This is a genomic window from Streptomyces sp. NPDC050806 (assembly GCF_055586425.1).
On sequence record NZ_JBVJIF010000005.1, the window covers coordinates 372,096 to 395,473 of the forward strand.

Annotated in this window: 21 protein-coding genes; 7 read left to right on the forward strand and 14 right to left on the reverse strand. The window is 71.5% G+C overall.

What is annotated here, in order from left to right:
* Nucleotides 1-64 precede the first annotated feature (64 nt).
* Nucleotides 65-808 carry a TetR/AcrR family transcriptional regulator C-terminal domain-containing protein gene (locus ACZ6WH_RS17770; protein WP_469729357.1) on the forward strand — a complete coding sequence of 248 codons (744 nt, stop codon included), beginning with the start codon at nt 65-67 and terminating at the stop codon, nt 806-808.
* Between the two features lie 103 nt (nt 809-911).
* Nucleotides 912-1,562, forward strand: coding sequence for an ankyrin repeat domain-containing protein (locus ACZ6WH_RS17775; protein ID WP_469729632.1), 651 nt, complete (start codon nt 912-914; stop codon nt 1,560-1,562).
* A gap of 15 nt (nt 1,563-1,577) precedes the next feature.
* Here the strand turns inward: ACZ6WH_RS17775 and ACZ6WH_RS17780 are convergent, their stop codons facing one another.
* From ACZ6WH_RS17780 to ACZ6WH_RS17790, 3 genes are all read right to left on the reverse strand, one after another.
* The gene (locus tag ACZ6WH_RS17780) at nt 1,578-2,051 is read right to left on the reverse strand and encodes a carboxymuconolactone decarboxylase family protein (protein WP_469729358.1); all 474 of its coding nucleotides are present in this window, start codon (nt 2,049-2,051) and stop codon (nt 1,578-1,580) included.
* A 222-nt stretch (nt 2,052-2,273) separates the two neighbouring features.
* Nucleotides 2,274-3,833, reverse strand: coding sequence for an FAD-dependent oxidoreductase (locus ACZ6WH_RS17785; protein WP_469729359.1), 1,560 nt, complete (start codon nt 3,831-3,833; stop codon nt 2,274-2,276).
* Between the two features lie 187 nt (nt 3,834-4,020).
* On the reverse strand, nt 4,021-5,232 hold the full coding sequence (locus ACZ6WH_RS17790; RefSeq protein WP_469729360.1) for an FAD-dependent monooxygenase: 1,212 nt from the start codon (nt 5,230-5,232) through the stop codon (nt 4,021-4,023).
* Nucleotides 5,233-5,480: 248 nt separating this feature from the next.
* Here ACZ6WH_RS17790 and ACZ6WH_RS17795 point away from each other — a divergent pair, with 248 nt between their 5' ends.
* Nucleotides 5,481-5,954, forward strand: a complete 474-nt coding sequence (locus ACZ6WH_RS17795; RefSeq protein WP_362210483.1) for a carboxymuconolactone decarboxylase family protein — start codon at nt 5,481-5,483, stop codon at nt 5,952-5,954.
* 70 nt (nt 5,955-6,024) lie between these two features.
* Here the strand turns inward: ACZ6WH_RS17795 and ACZ6WH_RS17800 are convergent, their stop codons facing one another.
* Nucleotides 6,025-7,005: an alpha/beta fold hydrolase gene (locus ACZ6WH_RS17800; RefSeq protein WP_469729361.1), complete on the reverse strand. Its 981-nt coding sequence runs from the start codon at nt 7,003-7,005 to the stop codon at nt 6,025-6,027.
* A gap of 152 nt (nt 7,006-7,157) precedes the next feature.
* A complete protein-coding gene (locus tag ACZ6WH_RS17805; protein ID WP_469729362.1) occupies nt 7,158-7,589 on the reverse strand; it encodes a hypothetical protein in 432 nt (143 codons plus the stop codon).
* Nucleotides 7,590-7,770: 181 nt separating this feature from the next.
* Between ACZ6WH_RS17805 and ACZ6WH_RS17810 the strand changes: the two genes are divergently transcribed.
* On the forward strand, nt 7,771-8,271 hold the full coding sequence (locus tag ACZ6WH_RS17810; protein WP_469729363.1) for a peptidylprolyl isomerase: 501 nt from the start codon (nt 7,771-7,773) through the stop codon (nt 8,269-8,271).
* A gap of 109 nt (nt 8,272-8,380) precedes the next feature.
* On the opposite strand, the gene ACZ6WH_RS17815 is transcribed toward ACZ6WH_RS17810, so the two are convergent.
* From ACZ6WH_RS17815 to modA, 3 genes are read right to left on the reverse strand one after another with little or no spacing between them, the layout of a single operon-like run.
* Nucleotides 8,381-9,505, reverse strand: coding sequence for an ABC transporter ATP-binding protein (locus ACZ6WH_RS17815; protein ID WP_469729364.1), 1,125 nt, complete (start codon nt 9,503-9,505; stop codon nt 8,381-8,383).
* On the reverse strand, nt 9,502-10,350 hold the full coding sequence (gene modB / locus ACZ6WH_RS17820; RefSeq protein WP_469729365.1) for a molybdate ABC transporter permease subunit: 849 nt from the start codon (nt 10,348-10,350) through the stop codon (nt 9,502-9,504). The genes ACZ6WH_RS17815 and modB overlap by 4 nt, the downstream gene beginning before the upstream one ends.
* Nucleotides 10,347-11,159 (reverse strand): molybdate ABC transporter substrate-binding protein, encoded by an 813-nt coding sequence (gene modA / locus ACZ6WH_RS17825; protein WP_469729366.1) that lies wholly within the window; start codon nt 11,157-11,159, stop codon nt 10,347-10,349. Before modA ends, modB begins: the two co-directional genes overlap by 4 nt.
* Before the next feature lie 276 nt (nt 11,160-11,435).
* Between modA and phzG the strand changes: the two genes are divergently transcribed.
* Both phzG and ACZ6WH_RS17835 read left to right on the forward strand, forming a co-directional pair.
* Nucleotides 11,436-12,083, forward strand: a complete 648-nt coding sequence (gene phzG, locus ACZ6WH_RS17830) for a phenazine biosynthesis FMN-dependent oxidase PhzG (RefSeq protein ID WP_469729367.1) — start codon at nt 11,436-11,438, stop codon at nt 12,081-12,083.
* A gap of 102 nt (nt 12,084-12,185) precedes the next feature.
* Nucleotides 12,186-12,875, forward strand: a complete 690-nt coding sequence (locus tag ACZ6WH_RS17835) for a M24 family metallopeptidase (protein ID WP_469729368.1) — start codon at nt 12,186-12,188, stop codon at nt 12,873-12,875.
* 17 nt (nt 12,876-12,892) lie between these two features.
* On the opposite strand, the gene ACZ6WH_RS17840 is transcribed toward ACZ6WH_RS17835, so the two are convergent.
* Both ACZ6WH_RS17840 and ACZ6WH_RS17845 read right to left on the reverse strand, forming a co-directional pair.
* Nucleotides 12,893-15,664 (reverse strand): molybdopterin-dependent oxidoreductase, encoded by a 2,772-nt coding sequence (locus ACZ6WH_RS17840; protein ID WP_469729369.1) that lies wholly within the window; start codon nt 15,662-15,664, stop codon nt 12,893-12,895.
* A complete protein-coding gene (locus ACZ6WH_RS17845; protein WP_469729370.1) occupies nt 15,661-16,482 on the reverse strand; it encodes an FAD binding domain-containing protein in 822 nt (273 codons plus the stop codon). Before ACZ6WH_RS17845 ends, ACZ6WH_RS17840 begins: the two co-directional genes overlap by 4 nt.
* 169 nt (nt 16,483-16,651) lie before the next feature.
* Here ACZ6WH_RS17845 and ACZ6WH_RS17850 point away from each other — a divergent pair, with 169 nt between their 5' ends.
* Nucleotides 16,652-18,256 (forward strand): PucR family transcriptional regulator, encoded by a 1,605-nt coding sequence (locus ACZ6WH_RS17850; RefSeq protein ID WP_469729371.1) that lies wholly within the window; start codon nt 16,652-16,654, stop codon nt 18,254-18,256.
* 34 nt (nt 18,257-18,290) lie between these two features.
* Here ACZ6WH_RS17850 and ACZ6WH_RS17855 read toward each other — a convergent pair whose 3' ends face one another.
* Genes ACZ6WH_RS17855 through ACZ6WH_RS17870 form a run of 4 tightly spaced genes read right to left on the reverse strand, consistent with a single transcriptional unit; the run spans nt 18,291 to nt 23,373 of the window.
* Complete coding sequence (locus ACZ6WH_RS17855) at nt 18,291-18,686, reverse strand: TOBE domain-containing protein (RefSeq protein WP_432863128.1); 396 nt, start codon at nt 18,684-18,686, stop codon at nt 18,291-18,293.
* A gap of 15 nt (nt 18,687-18,701) precedes the next feature.
* A complete protein-coding gene (locus ACZ6WH_RS17860; protein ID WP_469729372.1) occupies nt 18,702-20,765 on the reverse strand; it encodes an acetoacetate--CoA ligase in 2,064 nt (687 codons plus the stop codon).
* The gene (mhpA, locus tag ACZ6WH_RS17865) at nt 20,762-22,402 is read right to left on the reverse strand and encodes a bifunctional 3-(3-hydroxy-phenyl)propionate/3-hydroxycinnamic acid hydroxylase MhpA (protein WP_469729373.1); all 1,641 of its coding nucleotides are present in this window, start codon (nt 22,400-22,402) and stop codon (nt 20,762-20,764) included. The genes ACZ6WH_RS17860 and mhpA overlap by 4 nt, the downstream gene beginning before the upstream one ends.
* Nucleotides 22,403-22,413: 11 nt before the next feature.
* Nucleotides 22,414-23,373, reverse strand: coding sequence for a VOC family protein (locus ACZ6WH_RS17870; protein ID WP_469729374.1), 960 nt, complete (start codon nt 23,371-23,373; stop codon nt 22,414-22,416).
* Between the last annotated feature and the right edge of the window lie 5 nt (nt 23,374-23,378).

Below are 23,378 nucleotides of genomic sequence, written 5' to 3' on the forward strand. Positions count from 1 at the left end.
TAGAGGATGCTTGGATGTCCTCCGCAAGTGCCGCCGCAACGGCCGGCTGCCGCGACCAGCCGCAATGACCAGGGGAAAGGAGCGCGAGACCGTGCCCCAGGACGGAGAACGCAGCGCCACAGGTATCGATCCGCAGCAGCTCTGGCTGCGCTCCTCCGAGCCCCGCAGGGGCCGCAAGCCCTCCTTCAGCCGCGAACAGATCACGGCGGCGGCCGTCGCCCTGGCGGACGCGGAGGGACTCGACGCGGTCACCATGCGGCGGGTCGCCGCCAAGGTCGGAGCCGGTGTCATGTCGCTCTACAGCTACGCCCCCGACAAGGAGACCCTGCTGGAACTCATGGTCGACCACGTCAGCGGCGAATCGCCGCACGTGGCAGCACCCACCGGTGACTGGCGAGCCGACCTGAAGAACATCGCCCACCTTCAGCGCGCCCTCATGCTGCGGCACCCCTGGCTGCCCGCGGCCCTGACCAGCCGCCGTACGCTCGGCCCCAACGGCCTGGCGTTTCTGGAGCGCGTTCTCGCCGCCCTGCGGCCCACCGGACTCGACGGTGCGGCGAGGATGGAGGCATTCGCTCAGCTCACCGCCTTCGTGTCCGGGCACGTCAGCCACGAGATCACCCAGGCCGCGGCCGCGCGCTCGCCGGACCGGAGCGCCGCCGAAGCCCGTTACCTCGCCGCCGTCGCCGCCGACGGCCACCACCCGGAACTCGCCGAAGCGCTCGCCGCCTCCGAACGCCCTGTCACGCCCGAAGCCACCTTCACCCGCTTCCTCAACCGCCTCATCGACGGCCTTGACGCCGGCTGAACCCACGGACGGTCCCCAGGGACGGGACTCACACGGCCGGGACCGCTCCTGGGGCGGCCCACGCGGCCTCGGCGGGGTCGGTTAGCGTGTCCGCGTGATCAGCATGGAGTGGGATGGCCTCACCGACCGTGAGCGCTTCAACGACTGGTACCTGACCGAACGGGACGGGTTCGCCGACGCTGCCCGGGACGCCGACTGGAACACCGTGTTCGAGGAGCTGGAGAGGCACCCGCGGCGAGTCAACCTGCCCCGGCCGGGGAACCACAGCGGCTTCGCCCCGCTGCACCAGGCGGCCTGGCACGGTGCGAGCATCGCCGTCGTCTCCCGGCTGCTCGCGCACGGTGCCTGGCGCACCCAGCGCACCCGGGACGGGCGGCGCGCCGTGGACATCGCGCGCGAGCAGGGGCACACGCAACTGCTGGAGCTGCTGGAACCGGTCGCGGTGCGCAAGCTGCCCGAGCCGGCGGAGACGCTGGAGCACCACTTCCACTCACTGCTGCGCGAGACCACCGGCAGCTGCTTCGAAGAGATCGAACACCTGCTGCCGCCGTTGTCTCCCCTGACGGAGGGGCCGGCCGTGGAGATCGCCTTCAAGGTGGTCGGCATGCTGGGCGGCTTCACCTACCGCCTTGATCTGAGCCATCTGGAGGTCCACGCCCACTCGCGCATGGACGCCGACGGTGGCGACTTCTACTGGGTGACCCCCGAGGGCTGGAAAAAGGTCCAACGGCCACCCAGGCAGCCTCGCCCGTAAGCCCAGCAGGTCCCGTCAGTGGTACTGGCCCACCTGGTAGTCACCGGCCGGCTGCTGAGTGATGACATTTCCGCGGTTGAAGGCGTTGATGACGGCGATCTGGGCCACCAGGGCGGCGAGTTGGTCCTCGTCGTAGTGCTTGGCGGCGTTCGCCCAGACCGCCTCGCTGACGCCACCCGCGGCATCGGCAAGGCGAGTACCCTGCTCCGTCAGCTCCAGCGCGGTGCGCTCGGCCTCGGTGAAGACCGTGGCCTCGCGCCACGCGGCGACCAGGTTGAGGCGTACCGCGGTCTCCCCGGCCGCGACGGCTTCCTTGGTGTGCATGTCGATGCACCCGGCGCAGCCGTTGATCTGGCTGGCGCGGAGCATCACCAATTGGCGCGTCGCGGCCGGCAGCGTCGTCTCCATGAGTGACTGGCCCGCGGCGATGAGGTGTTTCATGACCTTTGCCGAGACCGGGTGGGCCATGAGGTTCAACCGAGCTTCCATGGTGCACTCACTCCTGTGTGGGTGTCGGTGCGGGGGTGCACCCTCTTGGACGAGACAGCCCGGCGAACTGTGACATGTGCGATGGCGACCGATCTCAGCAGCTGCTCCGTCTTACGGATCCCACCACCGACGACCACGACATCCCACGGGCGGTCGGCAAGCGACGCGACGAGCGTGGACTCGGCGGATTCGTCGAACACGTGCCGAGCGCGACGGCGTCACTCACTCGCTGCCTCCGTCCCGGGAAGGGCGGTGCAGGGGCGGGTCCACCGGTGCGGGCGGGGCCGGGCGCAGGAGCACCGCGCGGGCGACCTTCGGTGCGAACAGTGCGGTGAAGGGGGACGACAGGTCGAGTACGGAGCGGAAGGCGGCCGCGACCGTGGGTTCGGTGGCGTAGTGCTCCTGAACTCGCTTGAGGTACCAGTTCGCCGGGCGCTGCGCCAGCGGCGTCCGGGTCATGGCCTCGTCCCCGACCGCTCCCGGCATCGTCTTGTCGGCGCCGGCCGAGATCTCCCAGGCCTGTCGCGAGGTGTCCAGGAGCGCTCGCTGGACGCGCAGCGTCGTGGGTGTGCGGCGGGGGTCCGCCAGGGCGTCGCGCAGGGCCACGGCGGTCATGGCAGCAACGGCCATGCCCTGCCCGTAGATCGGGTTGAAGGTGCACAGCGCGTCCCCCACGGCGAGGAACCCGGCAGGGCGACGGCCCGGAAGGTCGTAGCGGCGCCGGACGTTGGCGGTCTTGCGGAAGCCGTGGACGGGGGAGAGCGGTTCGGAATGCGTCAGCCAGTCGTGAATGAAGGGGTGCGGCAGGCGCGTTGCGGCGTACTGGGTGAACTCCTTTTCGTCGGTGGGTGGTTCGTCGCCACGCAGGCCGAAGAGGATGGCGAGGTGGCGGCCGCCTTCTACGGGCAGAATGCCTCCGCCGTTGGGGTGGGTCGGGGTCGGGAAGACGTAGTAGGCCAGCGCGTCGGTGCGGCGCCCGTTCCCCTGGCTCGTCCCCGTCCCTGTCCCCGAGCCTGCCCCGTTGCGGGTGAGTTCGCCGCGGGTGTCGCGGTAGAGGCGGGAGGCGTAGGCGAGTCCGGTGTCCAGTCGTTCCTCATGGGGAGGCTCGGCCCCGATGTCCGTCAGCCAGCGGTCGGCGTGCGAGCCGCGTCCGGAGGCGTCCACGACCAGGTCGGCGGCCAGTTCGCGCCGAGTGTTGCGGTCGCGTTCGCGCAGCTTCACGCCCCGGACCCGCTCGGCGTCGCCCGTCAATCCGACGACGTCGGTGCCGTCGACCAACCGGATCGCGGGGTTGGCGAACACCCGCTCCCGCACCAACTGCTCCAACTGGGCGCGCGATCCGGTGAAGATGGACTGGGTGGCGGGCAGTCGCGCGAACCAGCGCTCCTGCCACTGGACCATGTCAGCGGGCAGCCCCACCCGGGGCGATCCGGCGGCCTCCAACTGCTCGGTGAAGCCGGGCAGGAGGCTGTCCATTGCCTGCTGGCCGCTCTCCAGGAGGATGTGCGGGTGCCGGCCCTGCGGCACACCGGGGCGGCCCTCCGCCAGTTCCTCGCCCCGCTCCTGGTCACGCTTCAGCTCCCGCTCCTGCTTCGGGAAGCGATCGCGCTCGATCAAGGTGACCTGTCCCGCGTGGCCCGCGAGGACATGCGCGGACAGCAGGCCCGCCAGGCCACCCCCGATCACCACCGCATGACGCGCCCTCAGCCCGGAACCCGGACCCGAACCGGCTTGCTCCCGCGGCTGGTTCGCCGCCTCCACCGCACCCATGCCGTCCGTCATACGCCCGCCTGCTCCTCGTCACGTCAGCATCGCGCTCGGCCTCCAGCGGGCCGGCCGATGGCCTGCCCCAGTAGCTTGCGCCAACACCGGCGGGGATATCCCGATTCCACAGTGCGGATATCCCGATTCCACGGGAAGTCGCACGACGTCACCGCGGAGAAAGCGAGCTCCGACGCTGCCGTGCGGTTCAGAGTGCCGGGTCGAGTTCCGGGCCCATGTAGCGGTCCAGGAAGGCGCGCGCGTAGGCCGGGTCGTCCCGCAGCCGGAACAGCCGGGCCCGCCGCAGCGCTTCGACGTAACCCGCGTCCGGGGTGCCGGGCCGCGGACCGTGCTGCAGGTGGAGCATGAAGTGGCTGAACTCCTGCACCTGCCACACGTCGGCCAGGCGCCGCCGCGAGTAGGCCGCCAGCACCTCGCTGATGTCCCCGGGGGCGTCCCCGGCGGCGTCCGCACGGAAGTGACGACTCAGGGCCCCCGCGAGATCGGCGGCGTCGGCCATGGCCAGGTTCATTCCCTTGCCCCCGGAGGGCGGCACGATGTGCGCCGCGTCGCCCACCAGCGCCACCCGGCCCAGGTGCATGGGCTCCAGTACCCACGTCCGCATCTCCACGACGGACCGCTCCAGCACCGGCCCCCGCCGCAGCGCCCCGGGCGGCAGCGACAGCCGGTCGTCCAGCTCCCGCCAGATGCGTTCCTCGGGCCAGTCCTCCAGGTTCTCTTCCTCCGTCACCTCCAGGTACAGGCGCGTCACCTCCGGCGACCGCAGCATCTGCCCCGCGAACCCGTCGGTGTGCTGGCCGTAGACGGTGTGCGGCGCGAAGGGCGGCGTCCGCGCCAGGACGCCCAGGAGCCGTACGCCGTGCCGGACGTCGTACTCGGTGAAGGCATCGGTGGGCAGGGCGGCACGCACGGGACCGTACTGACCGGCTGCCTCCACCACTACCTCGGCGCGTACCACCGTGCCGTCCGCGCACCGCACCACCGGCAGCTCCCGCTCGGTGCCGAGGCCGACGACCGGACGGCCCAGCAGAGCGGCTCCGCCCGCCGACTCGTACCCGTCGAGCAGATCGGCCACCACTTCCTGCTGCGGGTAGACGAAGCTCGGGGTGTCGCCGCACAGGTCCGCGTAGTCCAGCCGGATGACCTCGCCGTCGCAGCGGAACTCGCACGCGGTGTGCGGCAGGCCCTCGGTGCGCAGCCGCTTCGAGCAGCCGAGCCGGTCCAGGAGCTGTACGGTGCGGCGCTCCAGGAAACCGGCGCGGGCCCTGGCCACCAGCTGATCGCGGTCGAACTTGTCGATCACCACGCAGGCGACGCCCCACTCGCGCAACAGCGCCGCCAGGGTCAGGCCGGAAGGACCGGCGCCGACGATGGCCACCTGGGTTTCGATGGTCCCCACCACAGTGCTCCTTCGTTCGTGCTCGGCAAAAGGGTAGGGAGCCGGTGCTGTGGCGCACGCAGCGGGTCGACCTCTCCAGTGGTGGCCGCCACGGTGTGACGGTGGGGTGACGGTGTGAGGGGGCCGGTGCGCGGGTGCGTGCCGGCGGGAGTGGGGGAGTGGCCCACGTCACACAGAGGCATGTCACAGCGGGCCGGGCCGCCCCGTCATAGGTGTGCAACCGTCGGAACGATGCGTGGGAGTCGATCATGGAAGCACGTCTGAACCCCTTCACCAGCCCGGTCCTGGGCAAGGTCTTCAAGCATCTGATCGCCGCGGGCAAGGCGCTGGAGGAGTCGACGCTGCCCGCCTCGACGCAGGAGCTGGTGAAGCTCCGCGCGAGCCAGATCAACGGCTGCGGTTTCTGCACCGACATGCACTTCAAGGACGCCGTGCACGCCGGGGAGTCCGCTGAGCGCCTGAACCTGGTCGCGGCCTGGCGGGAGGCCACGGTGTTCACCGAGGCCGAGCGGGCCGCGCTGGAGCTGGCGGAGGAGGCCACCCGTATCGCCGATGCGGCCGGGGGCGTCTCGGACGCGGTGTGGGCGAATGCCGCCAAGCACTACGACGAGGACCAGCTGGCCGCACTGGTGGGTGTGGTCGCCGTCATCAATGCCTTCAACCGCGGCAACGTCATGCTCCAGATGCCGGCCGGTGACTACCAGCCCGGCCAGTTCGGATGACCGGACCCGTCGGCCGACGGAACCGGGGCTGACCGCGCGCGAGCGCTCAGCCCCGGTGGCCGCGGGCGTGTCAGGAGGGCAGGGCGGCGAGCCAGTGGGTCAGCAGACGGTTGACCTCGGCCGGGCGTTCTTGCTGGATCCAGTGGCCGCAGCCTTCGAGGAGGTGGGAGGCGACCAGGCCCGGCAGGGTGACCGGGTACGCCGCGATCGCGTCGGCCAGCCAGGTGGTGGAGGCGTCCAGGCCGCCGCCGAGGAACAGCGACGGCTGGAGCACGGGAGCACCGTCGTAGGCGGCGAGGTCCTCCCAGTCGCGGTCCATGTTGCGGTAGCGGTTGAGCGCGCCGGTCAGGCCGGTGCGCTCGAATTCCCCGGCATACACGTCCAGGTCGCTCGCGCTGAGCCAGGCGGGCAGGACGCCGGTGGGGAAACGGTCCCGCAGTGTCCCCGCCGGGCTGACGAAGTGGGGATCGGGGGCGCCCGGGCCGGGCATGGTGTCGGCGGACAGGGCCGCGTAGAAGCCGGCGAGCCAGCCGCGTACGTCGGGTTCGATCTCGGCCTCGGCGCGGCCGGGCTGCTGGAAGTAGGAGACGTAGAACTCCTCCTCCCCGCCCGTCCGGGCGAAGACCTCGCTGGGGCGGGGCCCGCCGCGCGGGGTGTAGGGAACGCTCAGCAGCCCTGCCGCCGTGAAGACCTCCGGATGGAGCAGCGCGGAGTTCGCGGCGATGGTCGCACCCCAGTCGTGGCCGATGACGACCGCCGACTCCTCGCCCAGGGCGCGCACCACCGCCACGTTGTCCGCCACCAGGTCGACCATCCGGTACGCGTCGGTCGCGGCCGGCCGGGCGGAGCGGCCGTAGCCGCGTACGTCGATGGCCACCGCGCGGTATCCCGCCGCCGCGAGGGCAGGCAGCTGGTGGCGCCAGGAGTACCAGCATTCCGGGAAGCCGTGCACGAGCAGCACCAGCGGCCCGCTGCCCTGCTCCGCGAGGTGAATCCGGCCCGCCGGTGCGGCGACCGACCGGTGGGTGACCTCCGCGACGTGCTGCGACATGCATCTCCTCCAGGACCGTAGGTCAGTGGTGAACCCGGCCGGCTCCGTACGTTTCTGCCGGGCTCGTCACCGATCCTGCGGGAGCCCGCACTGCCCGATCGAGCGTTCTTGCCGATTCGGCAACAGCAGGCGAAACAGCGGCGATGGCGTCGCTACTGGCGCGCCCGCATGCAGGCCGCCAGATGACGGATGAGGTCGTCGGCCGGGCCCAGGTCGGTGCTGCGGTCGGTGACCAGGCTGTGGCCGTCGTACCTCAGCCGGTACTCGAAGCGGTCCTGGGAGGTCGCGGAGATGCTGCGGGCGGGCAGGTCGGCGAAGTCGACGGCGGTCAGGAGTGAGTCGAGCTTTCTGTGCTCGGCGCGCGTCAGGTCAGGGGCCGCGTGGTCGCCCTTGCGGCCGGTGAGGACGACCGAGCCGGCGGGGTGCACCTCGATGCCCTGGCTGACCCCGGCGATGCCACCGGTGATGACGAGGCTCACGTCCTTGGACGGGGGTGAGTCCTCAGACGCGGCGGACTCACCGCAGCCGGCCAGCAGCAGGGCGGCCGTGAGGAGAACGACGAGTCGCCTCTTGAGTGCTGTCATGCTCACCCTCCCGGGGCTCGGTGGGCCTCACGATACTGGCTGGTCGGGCGGTGGGCACCGGCAAAACCTGGGGCATTTGTCCTGAACATGCCGGGTGCTGCGGGCGCGTCGCGAAAGGCGCATGCCGGGAGGTTAAGCTCTCCCGGATCGCCTCATTCCGATATTCATAAGGAGCACAGTTATGGCTGACAACGGAGCCAACGTCTACTTCGACGTCACCGTCAACGACGACTTCATCGGCCGGATCGTCTTCCGGCTTTTCGACGATGTCGTGCCGAAGACCGCGCGGAACTTCCGTGAGCTTGCCACGGGCGAGAACGGCTACGGTTACGCCGAGTCGACCTTCCACCGCGTCATACCCGCGTTCATGCTCCAGGGCGGTGACTTCACCAACCACAATGGCACCGGTGGCAAGAGCATCTACGGCGAGAAGTTCGCGGACGAGAACTTCCAGCTCAAGCACGACCGCCCGTTCCTGCTGAGCATGGCCAACGCGGGCCCCAACAGCAACGGCTCGCAGTTCTTCATCACGACCGTCATCACCGACTGGCTGGACGGCAAGCACGTCGTCTTCGGCGAGGTCGTCGAGGGCCAGGACATCGTCAAGCAGGTCGAGGCCCTGGGCTCCCGCACCGGCGCCACCAGCGCCAAGATTGCCATCAAGGCGTCGGGCACCCTCTAAAGACGGCACCCTTTAACGACGGCACCCTCTGAAGAGGGGCACCCGGTGACCGCGGCGAAGCTCACTGCGCCGCGGTCACCGTGGCGAGGACGCCTTGTCAGTAGACGTCTCAGGCCGGGTACGCGTGGGTCTGCGCCGCCTTGACCGTGGCCCACACCGTGGCGCCGGCGCGCAGGTCGAGTTCGGCGGCGGCGGCCGTGGTCAGCGCGGCTGCCAGGGGCAGCTCGCCGGTGAGGTCGGCGCGAATCTGGTCGCCGTGGGTCTCCAGGCCGGCCACCTCGCAGCGCCAGAGGTTGCGGGCGCTGGAGCCGGCGGGGCGGTCCCGGTACAGGGTCACCGCGCTGGGCGGGAAGGCGACGCACACCGAGCCGGTGAGGTCCTCCGTCGTGGTGATCTCCGGGCCGCCGTCCACCCGCACCGTGTGCCCCTGGGCCTGTCCCCGGTAGAGGTTCAGGCCGACCAGGTGGGCGATGTAGTCGGTGCGCGGGTGGCGGGCGATGTCGGAGGGGGTGCCCTCCTGGACGATGCGGCCGTCCTCCACGACGACGAGATGGTCGGCCAGGACCATGGCGTCCAGCGGGTCGTGGGTGACGAGTACGGCGACCGCTTCGAAGTCGGCGAGGTGATGGCGGAGCTTGGCGCGGACGTCGAGCCGGGTGCGGGCGTCGAGGGCGGCGAGCGGCTCGTCGAGGAGCAGCAGCCTGGGGCGGGTGGCCAGCGCGCGGGCCAGTGCGACGCGCTGGGCCTGGCCGCCGGAGAGCCGTCGCGGTTTGACGGAGGCGTGCTGGGCGAGGCCCATGCGGTCCAGCCAGGCGGCGGCCTGGGTACGGGCCGCCGCCTTGGACGCGCCGTGGCAGCGCGGCCCGAAGGCCACGTTGTCCAGCGCGCTGAGGTGGGGGAAGAGCAGGTAGTCCTGGAAGACGACGCCGACCGGCCGGGACTCCGGCGGTGTACGGTCCAACTCGGCGCCGTCCAGGCGGAGATGGCCTTCGGAGAGCGGTACGAGACCGGCGAGTGCGCGCAGGGCGGTCGTCTTGCCGGCGCCGTTCGGGCCGAGGAGCGCGACGACGTCACCGGGCGCGGCCGTCAGTGTCACATCGAGGCGGAAGGCACCGCGTTCGACCACCAGCCGGGCGTCCAGCCCCTCGGCGGCCGGCCCGGGGAAGCCGACGGCGTTCTCCGCGGATGTGCCATGAGTGTCGCGGGATTCGTGGGTGTCGTGGGTGTCGGTCATGAGGCGGTCATCCAGCGGTCCCGCAGCCCCGCCAGCACCGCGATCGACACGGCCAGCAGGACCAGGCTGAGCGCGATGGCCGCGTCCGGGTCGTTCTGCAGGGCGAGATAGACGGCCAGCGGCATGGTCTGCGTACGGTCGGGGAAGTTGCCGGCGAAGGTGATCGTCGCGCCGAACTCGCCGAGCGCGCGGGCCCAGGCCAGCACCGCACCCGCGGCGATGCCGGGAGCGATGAGCGGCAGGGTGACCCGGCGGAATGCGGTGAAGCGCGAGGCGCCGAGCGTGGTGGCCGCCTCCTCGTAGCGCGGGTCGGCGGCGCGCAAGGTGCCCTCCACGCTGATGACCAGGAACGGCATGGCCACGAACGCTTCGGCGAGCACCACTCCGGCAGTGGTGAACGGCAGGGTGATGCCGAAGGTGTCGTCCAGCCACTGCCCCATGATCCCGTTGCGGCCGAGGGCCATCAGCAGGGCCACACCGCCCACCACCGGTGGCAGGACGAGCGGCAGCGTCACCAGGGCCCGGACGAAGCCACGCCCCGGGAACTCGACCCGCGCGAGCAGCCAGGCCAGCGGTACGCCGATCACCAGGCTCACCGCGGTGGCCGCCGTCGCGCAGATGAGGGAGAGCTTGAGCGCCTGCCACACCTCGGCGCTGGTCAGCAGGTCCGGCATGCCCCGCCAAGGAGCCCTGACCAGCAGGGCGACGAGCGGGAGGGTCAGGAACGCGAGGCCGATCAGTGCGGGCACGAGGAGGGGGAGCGGGGCACCCCCGCGGGCGCGGCGACGCCGCGGCCCACCCGTGCGGGGGTCGGCCGCGGCGCCGGTCTTGTCGAGCGAGGTCACGGCTTGAGGAACCCGGCCTTGTTCAGGACCTGCTGGCCCTTGTCGGACTGTACGAGCGCGATGAACGCCTTGGCGGCCTCGGCGTTCTTCGAGTTCTTGAGCAGGGCGATGGGGTAGTCGTTGATGGCCTTGGCGGACTCGGGGAACTCCACGCCCTCCACCTTGTCACCCGCGGCCTTCACATCGGTCTTGTAGACCACCGCGGCGTCGGCCTCCTTGAGCACGACCTTGTTCAGGGCGGACTTGACGTCCTGCTCGTAGGAGACGGGGGTGAGCTTGAGGTGGCTGGCGTCCAGCGCCTTCTGCGCGGCGGAACCGCACGGCACCGTCTTGTCGCACAGGACGACCTTCCGGCCGGACTTGGTGAGGTCCTTCAGGGAGGAGACCTTGTCGGGGTTGCCCGGCAGGGTGGCGATCTCCAGCTGGTTCCGTACGAAGGTGGCCGGCTTGCCGTCCGCGTCGCCCTTGTCCGTCACGGTCTTCATCGTCTTGGGGCTGGCAGCGGCGAACACGTCTGCCGGGGCACCGCTGGTGATGCCCGCCGCGAGGCTGTCGCTGCCGCCGAAGCTGAAGGTGACCTTCGTCCCCGGGTGCTCCTTCTCGAACTCCTTCTTCAGCGTCGTGAAGCTCTCCTTCAGCGACGCGGCGGCGAAGACCGTCACCTCGCCGGACAGCTTGTCCGAGGAGGAGTCCGACTTCTTGGCGGAGTCCGAGCCGGACGACGAGCAGGCACTCAGGGCCAGCAGGGCGGCGGCGCCCACGCCGGTCACCTGAAGCATCCGGCGGGTCCGACGCGCGGAACGGGTCATCACGGGTCCACTCCCTCTGGTCCTGAACGGACTCACTTTCGGTCTTTCGGCGCGATCATACTGCCGCAGATGCGAGGCAAAAGTCTCCTGTCACTTCGCATGAGCCGAAGCTTCCTGCAGATGGCATGGCATGTGCGTTTGTACGTGCCGGCTGTGCGGGTACGGTCCTCCGGGAGGTGGCGGCCCGTGTGCCGGTTTCGGACCTTCTCGGCCGGCCCCGGTACCGGACACAGGTCGCCGCGAGCGGCATCGACACGATCCAGGGGACGGCGGAGCATGATCGAGAGCATCGGACGGCCCACTACCCTGAGCGGGGACAACGCTCTGGCCCTTCCTGAGTTCGACGCCCCGCCCGCCGAACCGCTCGCCCTGCTCAGTACATGGCTGGACAGCGCCGTGCAGCGGGGCGTGCGGGAGCCGAACGCGGCGGTGCTGGCCACCGCCGACGACAGCGGGCGGCCTTCGGTCCGGGTGCTGCTGATCAAGGAGTTCGACGGTCGCGGTCTGGTCTTCGGGAGCGCCCGGGGCAGTCGCAAGGGGCGTGAACTGGCCGAGCGGCCCTGGGCTTTGTTGTCCTTCTACTGGCGGGAGACACTGCAGCAGCTCGCGGTGGCCGGCCCCGTCGAAATGCTCTCTCCTGCCGCCTCCGACGCCCTGTTCGCCGCACGACCCGAGGCTGCCCGAGCCGCCTCGGCCGTATCGGAGCAGAGCCGCCCGCTCATCGATGACGACGCTCTGCGGGCCCGTGCTCGGGACCTGCTCACCGCCGGCGGGCCGGTGCCGCGTCCGGAGGGATGGGTCGGCTACCGCCTGGTCCCGGAGAAAATCGAGTTCTGGTACGGCAGCCCGGACCGGCTGCACCGCAGGCTTCGCTATGACCGAGCGCCCGACGAGGGCTGGTCGTGGGAGCGGCTGCAGCCGTGAGGAACGCGGCCGTCGGGCCGTGGACCGGCACGCCGGCGCCGCGTGCGGGCGATGATCCGTGTGCATTGCGGGAAGAGGAACCGGGCGGTTACGTTCGGTTGCATGTCGGACGACGAAGCCGCGCGCGCCGCGCGCCTGCTGGATGCCCAGGCGAAGGCCGTACGGCTCTTCGCGGAGATCGAGGAGCGCGGGCTGGTGGCGCCGGGCCGGGGGGAGCGGGCGGTCAGCGACCGGATCAGGGATCTGGCGAATGACATGTTCGGCACGACCCGGCACTGGCACAAGCGGATCGTGCGGTCCGGGCCGAACACCCTCCTGCCGTACAAGGAGAACCCGCCGGACCGGGTGATCGGCGCGGACGACATCGTGTTCGCCGACTTCGGGCCGATCTTCGAGGAGTACGAGGCGGACTTCGGCCGGACCTTCGTCTTCGGCGACGACCCGGTCAAGCACCGGCTGCGCGCTGACCTGCCCGAGGTCTTCAAGGCCGGCAAGCGGTTCTTCGAGGCCGACCCGGAGATCACCGGTGCCGCGCTGCACGCCGAGGTCGCCCGGCTCGCCGCCGAGGCCGGGTGGGAGCTGGGCGGCTGGCACGCCGGGCACCTGGTGGGCGAGTTCCCGCACGAGAAGATCGACGGCGCGGACGTCGAGTCGTACGTCACGCCCGGGAACGACACCCCGCTGCGGCGTACCGACAAGGCCGGGCGCCGCTGCCAGTGGATCCAGGAGATCCATCTCATCGACCGGGAGCGGGGCTTCGGCGGGTTCTACGAGGAGCTGCTCACGCTCTGATCGGTACGCTCCCTTCGTTACGCCGCTGACCCGCTACGCCTCCGAGCCGTCGCGTCCTTGTCCTGGTCCGTCACTCCCGCGTCGCGCAGCGCCAGCCATACCCGGTCGCGGGTCAGCGGCAGTTCGGTGAAGCGGACGCCGGTGGCGTCGCGCAGTGCGTTGGCGAAGGCCGGGGCGACCGGGTTGAAGGGGCTCTCGCTCATCGACTTTGCGCCCAACGGGCCGATGGCGTCGGCGGTTTCCATGAAGTGGACCTCGGTGCGCGGGATGTCGGCGTACTGGGGCAGCCGGTAGCGGCGGAAGGCGGCCGTGTCGACCTTGCCGTGCTCGTCGATGCGGACGTTTTCGAAGAGCGTGGCGCCCAGTGCCTGGGCGACGCCCCCTTCGACCTGGCCGCGGCACTGCATCGGGTTCATGACCTTGCCCGCGTCGGCGGCGTGCACGCTGCGCAGGATGCGTATCTCGCCGGTGCCGGGGTCGACGGCGATCTTGAACCACTGGGCGTTGAAGGCGACCGAGCGCGGGGTGCCGCCGAAGTGCCCGTCGGCGGTGAACTCGACGCCGACCGCGCGGGCCGCCGCGTACAGCTCCTTCAGCGGCAGGCGCCCGCCGCTGTACAGCACGGCCTCCTCCGCGAGCCGGCAGTCGGCGCGCGGGACGCGCAGCTGGGCGGCGGCGAAGTCGAGGAGCATGTCGGCGAGGGCGCGGGAGGCGCGCAGGGTGGCCTTGCCGGCGACGACGGTGCCGGTGGAGGCGAAGGCGCCGGTGTCGTGGCGTACGACGTCGGTGTCGGACTGGCGGATGGTGATGCGGTCGACGGTGGTGGCGAGTTCCCCGGCCGCGATCTGTTTGTGGACGGTGGTCGTGCCGTTGCCGAATTCGGCGGTGCCGAAGGCCAGGTCGAAGGTGCCGTCGGGGAGCAGGGCTGCCTTGGCGTCGGCGATGTGGCCGCCGGGCGGCCCGGTGGCGATCATCGCGAGCGCCGCTCCCTCGCCGACCAGCCAGCCGTCCGGCGCCGGCGTTCCGGCGTCGGTCTCCGCCTGGGCACGGCGCACGATGGCGACGCACTGGTCGAGGCCGTAGCTGGCGATGTGCAGGTCCTCTTCGTGGCCGCCGGGGGTGACCATCGGCTCGTCGGCCCCGATGACGTTGCGGGCCCTGAACTCCAGCGGGTCCAGATCGAGTCGTCGGGCCAGTTCGTCGAAGGCGGACTCGACGGCGAACATCACCTGGCCGAGACCGTAGCCGCGGAAGGCGCCGGCCGGGACGGTGTGGGTGTAGACGGAGTAGGCGTCGACCTTCTTGTGGGGGGACCGGTAGACGGCCATGGACTCGCCGACGCTGTGGAACATCACCGCCGGGCCGTGGTTTCCGTAGGCGCCCGTGTTGGCGACGACCCGCAGCTGGAGTGCGGTGAGGGTGCCGTCGCGGCGGGCACCCGCCTTGACCCGAATGGTGAAGGGATGCCGGGTGGTGGCGCCGAAGAACTGCTCGGCGCGGGTGTACTCCAGCTTCACCGGGCGGCGCAGTGCGAGCACGGCCAGCGCCACGATGTCCTCGACGAGCATCTCCTGCTTGCCGCCGAACCCGCCGCCGACCCGGCCCGCGACCACCCGCACCTGCTCCAGTGGCAGGTCGTAGAGCGCGCACAGGGCACGGCGGGTGAGGAACGGCGTCTGGGAGCTGGTGCGCACGGTGAGCCGGCCGTCCTCGTCGAACCAGGCCACGGCCCCGTGCGTCTCCAGGCTGGCGTGCTGCGCGCGCTGCGTGCGGAAGGTGTCCTCGTACACGATGTCGGCCGCGGCGAATCCGGCCGCGACGTCGCCGGTCTCGCCGTGCGCCTCGCCGACGACATTGTTCCGGGGGCGTGCGATACGCGCCGACCCGGCGTCCTTGTCGTGCACGACGGGGGCGCCCGGCCGCATCGCGTCCTCCGGGTCCAGGACGGCCGACAGTACCTCGTACGTCACCTCGATCCGGCGGCAGCCCTCCTCGGCGGCGGCCTCGCTGTCGGCGACCACGGCGGCGACGCGCTGGCCGACGTAGCGGACCGTGTCGTCCAGGACGCGGGTGTCGTCCGGGTCCTCCTCGGGGTGCTCGTGGCGGGCTGTGGAGAAATGCCGTTCCGGGGCGTCGTGGTGGGTGAACACGGCCTGGACGCCGGGTACGCGCAGGGCGGCGGCGGTGTCGATGGCGACGATGCGGGCGTGGGCGTGCGGGGAGCGCAGCAGCTTCATGTGCAGCAGGCCGGGCACGTCGAGGTCGAAGGTGTAGCGGGCGGTGCCGGTGACGACCTGCGGGCCGGCCGGGGCGGGCAGGCTGCGGCCGACGGACTCGCCGGGCGCCGGAGCCTCGACGTTCTTGACCCCGCGTACGGCGTCCTCGATGGCCCGGTAGCCGGTGCAGCGGCACAGGTTTCCCTTGAACGCCCGTGGCAGGTCGTCCCGCTTGTCCTCGTCCAGCGCTGCCGTGGTCATCAGGAAGCCGGCCGTGCAGAAGCCGCACTGGAATCCCTGGGCGTCCAGAAACTTCTGCTGGACGGGGTGGAGATCGCCTTCCGGGGAGGCCAGGCCCTCGACCGTGGTGACGGTGCGGCCGTCGGCGCGGAAGGCCGGGTACAGGCAGCTGTGCACCGGCTTGCCGTCCACATGGACCGTGCAGGCGCCGCAGTCGCCCGCGTCGCAGCCCTTCTTCACACCGAACCAGCCGCCTGCGCGCAGGTAGGTGCGCAGGCACTGGCCCGCGCGCGGTTCTTCCTCGTGGGTCCGTCCGTTGACCTCGATCCTCATCGTGCCGTTCCTCCCAGTTCCCGGCGGATCTCCTCCGCGTAGCGGAATGTCATGTGCCGCCGCCACTCGGGCAGTCCGTGGATGTCGTCGAACCACTCGTCGTCGGCGACGGCCGAGCCGATCGCGGCCCGCAGCGCCTCGGCGGTCGGCGGCAGCGGGAACCACAGCCGCACGGGCCGGACCGTCGACGCGGTGAGTGTGATGGCGAGCGAGCCGTCCAGTGGGTCCAGCGCGCCGATGATCAGTGCGCCGGAGCGTCCCAGCCCGTACAGCGACGCCTGGCGGAACGCGGTACGGCAGGCCAGCGTCCGGGCGGGCAGGGTGACGGACCGCAGCAGTTCGCCGTCCGCCAGTACCTTGCGTCCCGCGCCGGTGACGAAGTCGGCGACGCGTACCCGGCGCCGCACGCCGTCCTGCGCGAGCAGCAGGCACTCGCCGTCCAGCGCGGCGGTGAGGGAGGTCATGGGGCCGGCCGGGAGGGCGTTGCAGAGGTTGCCGCCGACGGTGGCCATGTTCCAGATCTTGAACGAGGCGAGGAACGCGCGGCAGCACTGCTCGAACAGCGGTGCCGCCTCGGCGGTGTAACCCTTCGCGAACTCGGACAGCTGGGCGATGGTGCAGGTGGCGGCGATCTCCAGCGTGCCGTCGGGGTGCTGTTGCACGGGCGTCCAGCCGGTGCGGCCGAGGTCGATCAGGCGGCGCAGGTGCGGCTGCGGTTCCGAGAACAAGTACGTGCCGCCGCCGAGCCAGGCGTCGCCCGGCCGCCAGGGCGCCGGGCGCCGCGAGTCCCGGATCTCCACCACCGTGTTCAGGTCCATGGCCGTCAGTGAAGCAACGCGGACCGGGCCGGGACGACTGGTTCACAGCACGGAAACGACAGGTTTTTCAGGCCGGCTCCTGGTGAATCAACCAAGAGGAATACCGCTCACATCGCCTTGCATTTACGATGCAATGACTCGCATACACGTGGTGAATGTGAGATACCGGGTGTCAGGCGACGCCACCCGGCAGCCGTACGAGGAGCCGGAGCACATGCACGTCGAACACCTCCTGCAGGACGACTCCCTCGGTCTGCGACTCCTCTGGGCCGAGGACGAGCCGCTGCGCCGGGAGATCAGCGGAGTCACCGTCACCGACCTGGAGGACCCCGCTCGCTTCGTCCGGCCCGACGAGGTCGTGCTCAGCGGGCTCGTCTGGTGGAGCGCGGACGGGGGAAGGGACAAGGCCGAACGCTTCGTCTCCGGCCTGAAGCACGCGGGAGCCGCCGCGTTGCTCGCCGGTGAGGAGACCCACGGCTCGGTGCCCGACGAACTGATCGAGGCGTGCGAACGGCACGGAGTACCGGTGGCGAGCGTGCCCGCCCATGTGATGTTCCGGGCGATCACGGACACCGTGTACCTGCGGCAGTGGGGCGAACTGAGCCGCCACCACGCCCTGCCCGAGCACGTGCGCGGCCGGCTGAACCGGCTCGTCGCCCAGGACGCCGACCCCGGCCTGATCCTCACCGCCGCCTTCGCGCACCTCGACCGGACCGCGGCCTACCTGCTGTCCTCGACAGGCCGGACCGTCGCCGCCACCCCGGGCGCCGCCCCGCTTCCGGCGCGGGAGGCCGCGGCACTGCCCGGCGGCGACAGCGGTGTGACCGTGCCCGTGGAGGCCGACGCGGTCACCCCGTACGAGCGCTGGTCGCTGCACCTTCCCGAGGCCACCGTCGCACCGCTGCGGCTGGTGCACGAGATCGCCACCGTCCTGCGCCGCTGCCAGGAAGCGTGGGCCCGTCGCCGAGCCGCCGAGCACCGGACGGCGGACGCACTGGGCAGGCTGCTCACCGCCCCCGAAGCGGGCGACGTGGCCGGCGCGGCGCGGGCCTGCGGGCTGCCGGCGGAGGGCCCGTACCGCGTGGTCGTGGCCGACACCGGCACCCGCAACAAGGGACTGGCGGAAGGGGCCCTGGCGGAAGCGGTCGCGCAGACGGCCCCGGCGTTCGCCACGGTGGGACGACTGCCCGACGGGACCGCGTTCGCGGTGCTGTCCGAGGAAGCCGCCGCCGGCCTGGCGGACACCTGGCCACTGGTGGCGGCCTGCGAGCCGGACGTCCTCCTGCACGGCGGCCTGGCCTCACGGGCCACCGAAGTGTCCGGACTGTCCGGCGCGCTGGCCGAGGCCCGCTACGCCCTGACCTCCGCACGGACGACCGGCCCCACCACCTCGTCCCTGACCGACGCCACCGCCCTCACCACGCTGGACGCGCTGCTCACCGGCATACCGGCCGAGGTCCGCACCTCCTACAGCCGCACCGTCCTCGGGCCGCTGCTCACTACGGCGAATTCCTCCGCCGCGCTGCTGCACACCCTGGAGGTGTTCCTCACGCACGACGGCTCCTGGGCCCGTACGGCCGAGGCGCTGCACCTGCACGTCAACACCGTGCATTACCGGATCCAGCGCATTGAGCACTTCACCGGCCGGAACCTCTCCAGTCTCCGGGACCGCCTCGACCTGTGGGCGGCCCTGCTGTGCCGGACGCCGGAACCGAGCACCACGTCCGCCCCGCCCCCACGACGCGCACGCGCGTCGACGTCACCCGCGCGGTGACCGTGCCCCCGGCCGTCGGCTCGGCGCGGCTCGCTCAGACGCGGTCGATGTGGACGTTCGTCGACTTCACCCGCGCGGTGGCCTCCATGCCGACCTCCAGCCCCAGCTCCTCCACGGCCTCCCGCGTGAGCAGCGACACCAGCCGGTGCGGACCGGCCTGGATCTCCACCTGCGCGGCGACGTCGCCCAGTTTGATCGCGGTGACGATGCCGGGGAAGGCGTTCCGTACCGAGGTGTAGGAGGCGTCCTCCTCACCACTGCCGCCCTTGGCGAGTTCCACGGAGAAGACGGCCAGGTCCTTGCCGTCGATGAGCCGCTTTCCGCCCTCGTCGCGATGGGTCGCCACCCGGCCCGAGTCCGCCCACCGCCGCGCGGTGTCCGGACTCACGCCGAGCAGCCGTGCCGCCTGGCCGATCGTGTATGACTGCATGAACGCCAAGATAGATCAGTCGCCGGTCTGCTGACGCGGGGCTCCCGGCGTCGGCCCGACGGCCGCGGCGGATGGCACGAACCGTGTGAAGTACTCCAGTGCCGAGATGTCGTCGACGGCCTCACGGCCGGCGACCTGGTCGAGGGGCGCGCCCTGCAGCAGGCGTTTGACGGGGACTTCCAGCTTCTTTCCGGTACGGGTGTGCGGCAGCGCCGGCACCTCGATGACCGTGTCGGGGACGTGCCGTGGTGAGGCGTGGGTGCGGATCGCGGCAGTGAGGGTGTCGCGCAGGTCCGCGGTGAGTTCGTGGCCCGGTTCCAGGACGACGAACAGGGGCATCCAGTAGCCCCCGGCGGCGAGTTCGGCGCCGATGACGAGGCTTTCGCGGATGCCGGGCAGCTCGTCCACGACGGCGTAGATATCGGCACTGCCCAGTCGTACTCCATGCCGGTTGAGGGTGGAGTCGGAGCGGCCGGAGACGATGACACTGCCGTGTGCGGTGCGGGTGATCCAGTCGCCGTGCCGCCACACGCCGGGGTAGGAGCCGAAGTACGCCCGGTGGTAGCGGGAGCCGTCGGGGTCGTTCCAGAAGCGGAGCGGCATCGAGGGCATGGGCCGGGTGATCACCAGCTCGCCCACCTCTCCGGTGACGGGCCGCCCGTGTGCGTCGAAGGACTGCAGCGCGACGCCGAGCAGTGGGGCCGACATCTCGCCCGGCCACACGGGGGTGGTGGGGGCGCTGCCGGTGAAGCCGCTGACGACGTCGGTGCCGCCGCTGGTGGAGGCGACCTGGACGCGGGGACCCACGTGATCGTGCACCCAGTGGTACGACTGGGCGGGCAGGGGGGCGCCGGTGGAGCCGAGGACGCGCAGCGCGGAAAGATCGAGGTCGCGCCCGGGTTCGAGGCCGGCCTTGGCGGAGCCCTGGAGATGGCCGGGGCTGACGCCCAGGACGGAGGTGCGGTGCTCGGCGGCCAGTTCCCACAGGCGGCCCGGATCCGGGTGGGCCGGGCTTCCGTCGTACAGCACGAGGGTGGCACCGACGAGCAGGCCGGAGACGACCATGTTCCACATCATCCAGTTGGTGGTGGTGTACCACAGGAACCGGTCGCCGGGGCCGAGGTCGAGGTGGAGGCCCAGGAGTTTGTGGTGGTCGATCAGGACTCCGCCGTGGCCGTGGACGATGCCCTTGGGGGTGCCGGTGGTGCCGGAGGAGAACAGCACCCACAGCGGCGCGTCGAAGGGCACGTCCTCGAATGCGCACTCCGCGGGGGCGGCGAGAGCGTCCTCCCAGCGAACCGTACCTGTGCCCGCTTCCGCTTCCGTCCTTGTATCTGCGTTCGTGGCCGCGTCCGTCGCGGAGGGCAGACCGAGGTTCGGCACCTGCACGGTGACGCGGACGGACGGCAGCGCGGCGCGCAGTGCGGCGGATTCCGCGCGGCGGTCGTGCTGCCTGCCGTTCCACCGGTAGCCGTCAGCGGCGAAGAGGACGACCGGTTCGAGCTGCGCGAAGCGGTTCGCCGCGCCGTCGGCACCGTAGTCCTGGCCGCAGGCCGACCACACGGCACCGATGGCGGCCGTGGCCAGGAACGCGACCACGGTGTGCAGGGCGTTGGGCAGGTAGCCCACCACGCGGTCACCGGCTGTGACGCCTTGCCGGCGAAGCCAGGCGGCCAGCGCGCCGACCTGGGCGCGCAGGTCGGCCCAGGTGGTGTACGTGGTGGTGCCGTCCTCACCCACCGAGATCACCGCGGTGGCGTGGGGCTCGCCGGTGCGCAGTGCGTGCCGGGCGTAGTTCAGCCGGGCGCCGGGGAACCAGCGCGTGGCCGGCATCGGGGCGTCGTCGAGGACGCACTCCCACGCTCCGCCGAAGCGGAGGTCGAAGAACTCGGCGACGGCCGCCCAGAAGCCGGGCAGATCCTGGACCGACCAGGTCCACAGGGACTCGTAGTCGGCGTGGGTGATGCCGGTGCGCCGGGCGACGAAGTCGGTGAAGCGCGCGAGGCGGGAGCGGGCTGCCTCGGACGGATCGGGCAGCCAGATCGGCTCGCCGGAGGCGGGTATCGGGGACGTGCTCACCACTCACCTCCGGTGGTGAGTGCGGGGGGTGTCGGGACCGGGACGTCACCCGTGGAGGTGCGCGGGGCGGTCAGCTGATCTGTGAGCTCGTCGATGAGCCGGGGAAGACCGTCCGCCGTCGTGGTGGTGCCGAAGAGGTAGTGATCGGGGCGGATCACCACTCCCGCCCGGCCTTCCTCGGCGAGATGGGGAAGGTAGAAGCCGTCCACATCGATGGCGGCCACCTCCTCGTCGGGACTCTCCCCGGGCGGAGCGAGGTGCAGCAGACTCGCCCCGATCCGGTCGAGGAACGCCAGTTGGTGCGCGGGCAGCACGGTGCGCGGGTCGGTGGTGGAGGCGACGACGAAGCCGCGGCCGGCCACTTCATTGAGCAGGCCGGTGCGTCCCCGGTAGGAGATGCGTGCCTGCCGGGTCAGTTTCCCGGCGGCACCGGGCTCTCCCCGGGCGATGAGGCCGTCGGTCAGACGCGTCGTGGGCAGTGGCGGCAGGGCCCTCGACGGGTCGGCGCCGTTGCCGATCAGGTACGCGTCGCGTTGTGCCGCGACCCCGGGGTCCGTGACACAGATCACCTTGCCCAGTTCCACCGACATGCCGATGGCGTGCTGGACGTGGGCGCTGCGCTCGGTGCCGTACGTGTCCAGCACGGCCGGGTCGGCGGCGCCCCGCAGGACCAGGTCGAGTTTGAAGGAGAGGTTGGCCGCGTCCCGCAGGCCGGAGCACATTCCCTGGCCCGCGAACGGCGGCATCAGGTGGGCGGCGTCCCCGGCCAGCAGCAGGCGTCCGGAGCGCCAGCGGTCGGCCCACTGCGCCTGGAAGGTGTAGACGGCGTGCCGCTCCAGGGCGCAGGTGTCCGGGGTCATGCCGAAGGGGGCGAGCAGCCGCCAGGCCGTGGCCTCGGTGTCGAGTTCCGCCACCGTCTCGCCGGGCATGCGCATGAATTCCCAGCGCCGGCGGCCCGGCCCGCCCGACACCAGGGTCGTGGGCCGCGCCGGGTCGCAGATCTGCAGGTTGACGGGGTCCCATGTGCGGTGGGTGCGGGGGCATACGTCGACGATGAGCCAGTCGTAGAAGAAGCCGAGATCCGTCACCTGAGTGGGCATGTGGCCGCGGACGAAGCTGTTGGCGCCGTCCGCGCCCACGACCCAGTCGGCGGTCAGCTCGCGCTGCCGGCCGTCGCCGTCCCGCGCGGTGACGGTGACCTCCTGCTCGCTCTCGGCCAGGCCGACCGCCTCGTGGCCGCGGAGGACCGTCACGTTCGGACACGCCTCGACCGCCTCGGCCAGGGCCCGTTCCAAGTCCGGCTGGTACGTCATCGAAGCGCGTGGCCAGCCGGACGGGCCGGTGCCCGACCAGTCGAAGCGGAGCAGGGCTGCGCCGTCCGCGTTGCGCCACTCGTAGGTGTCGGCGGGTTCGGACAGTGCGCCCAGCCGTTCGCCGAGCCCGGCGTCGGCGAGCAGCCGGGCGACCTCGTCGTCGAAGTGCACGGCGCGCGGCAGGGCGTAGGGGGTGGGCCACCGTTCCAGGACGGTGACCCGCCACCCGTCGCGGGCCAGGAACAGGGCCGTGGTGAGGCCGGTGGGGCCGGCTCCGATGACGAGGACGTCGCTGCGGGCCCGGCAATCGGTGTGCTGCTGCATGGCGGCCGTCCTCACTGCGCCGGCGCGTGGGCGCCGGTCATCAGGGCCGCCAGGTCCTCGGGGGCGAGGAACGACGGGGGCGGGGGCGGACCCCAGGCGTACAGGGATTTCGCGCCTTCGAAGACGCCTGGCTTCCACAGGGCGTCGTCGACGATGCAGTCGAGGTCGGAGTAGTACTCGGAGAAGGTGCCGGCCGGGTCCTTGAGGTACCAGAAGAAGTTCGAGCCGATGTAGTGGCGGCCGGGCCCCCAGGTGTGGCGGTCGGGGTCCGCCGCCAGCATGGCGGTGGCACCGCGGCCGATCTCGTCGACGTCGTCGACCTGCCAGGAGGTGTGGTGCAGGAAGGCGACGGGCGCCTGCTGCACGAGCACGTTGTGGTGGTCGGTGGAGCAGCGCATGAAGGCGGCCAGGCCCTTGACGGTGTCGCTGACCTTGAAGCCGAGGCCCTGCTGGAAGAAGCGCTGCGAGGCCTCCTGGTCCGTGGAGCCGAGGACGACATGGCCGAGCTTGCGCGGCCGGACCGGCCCCTCGCGCAGGATGCCCGGGGCGCGCTCGTGCAGGCGGTCGGTGGTGCCGGGCGCGTTGTACGTGGGTGCCGGGGCGGGGGCCTGCCGAAGGCGTGGGGCGAGTTCCACGCGTACGAGGACCTCGGTGCCCGGGTCCGCGGCCGTCACGGACCCGGCCGTGCGGTGCACCGGCACGTCCAGCCGGGCGAGTGAGGCGGCGACCCGGTCGAGGTCGTCGGGGTCGTCGGCGCCCACGCCGAGCTCGATCAGGCGGCGGCGCGGGGAGTGGACGATGCGCAGCTGCTCGCCGCCGTCGACGGTCGCCAGCACGTGGGACGGCTTCGGCGTCCTCGCGTCGGCGGGGGCGTCGGTGGTGGGGGAGAGGCCGAACTCCTCGTAGTAGGCGGTCGCCTGCTCGACGTTCGGCACGCCCATGAGGATCTGGGTCAGTCGGTGCAGTGACATGGTTG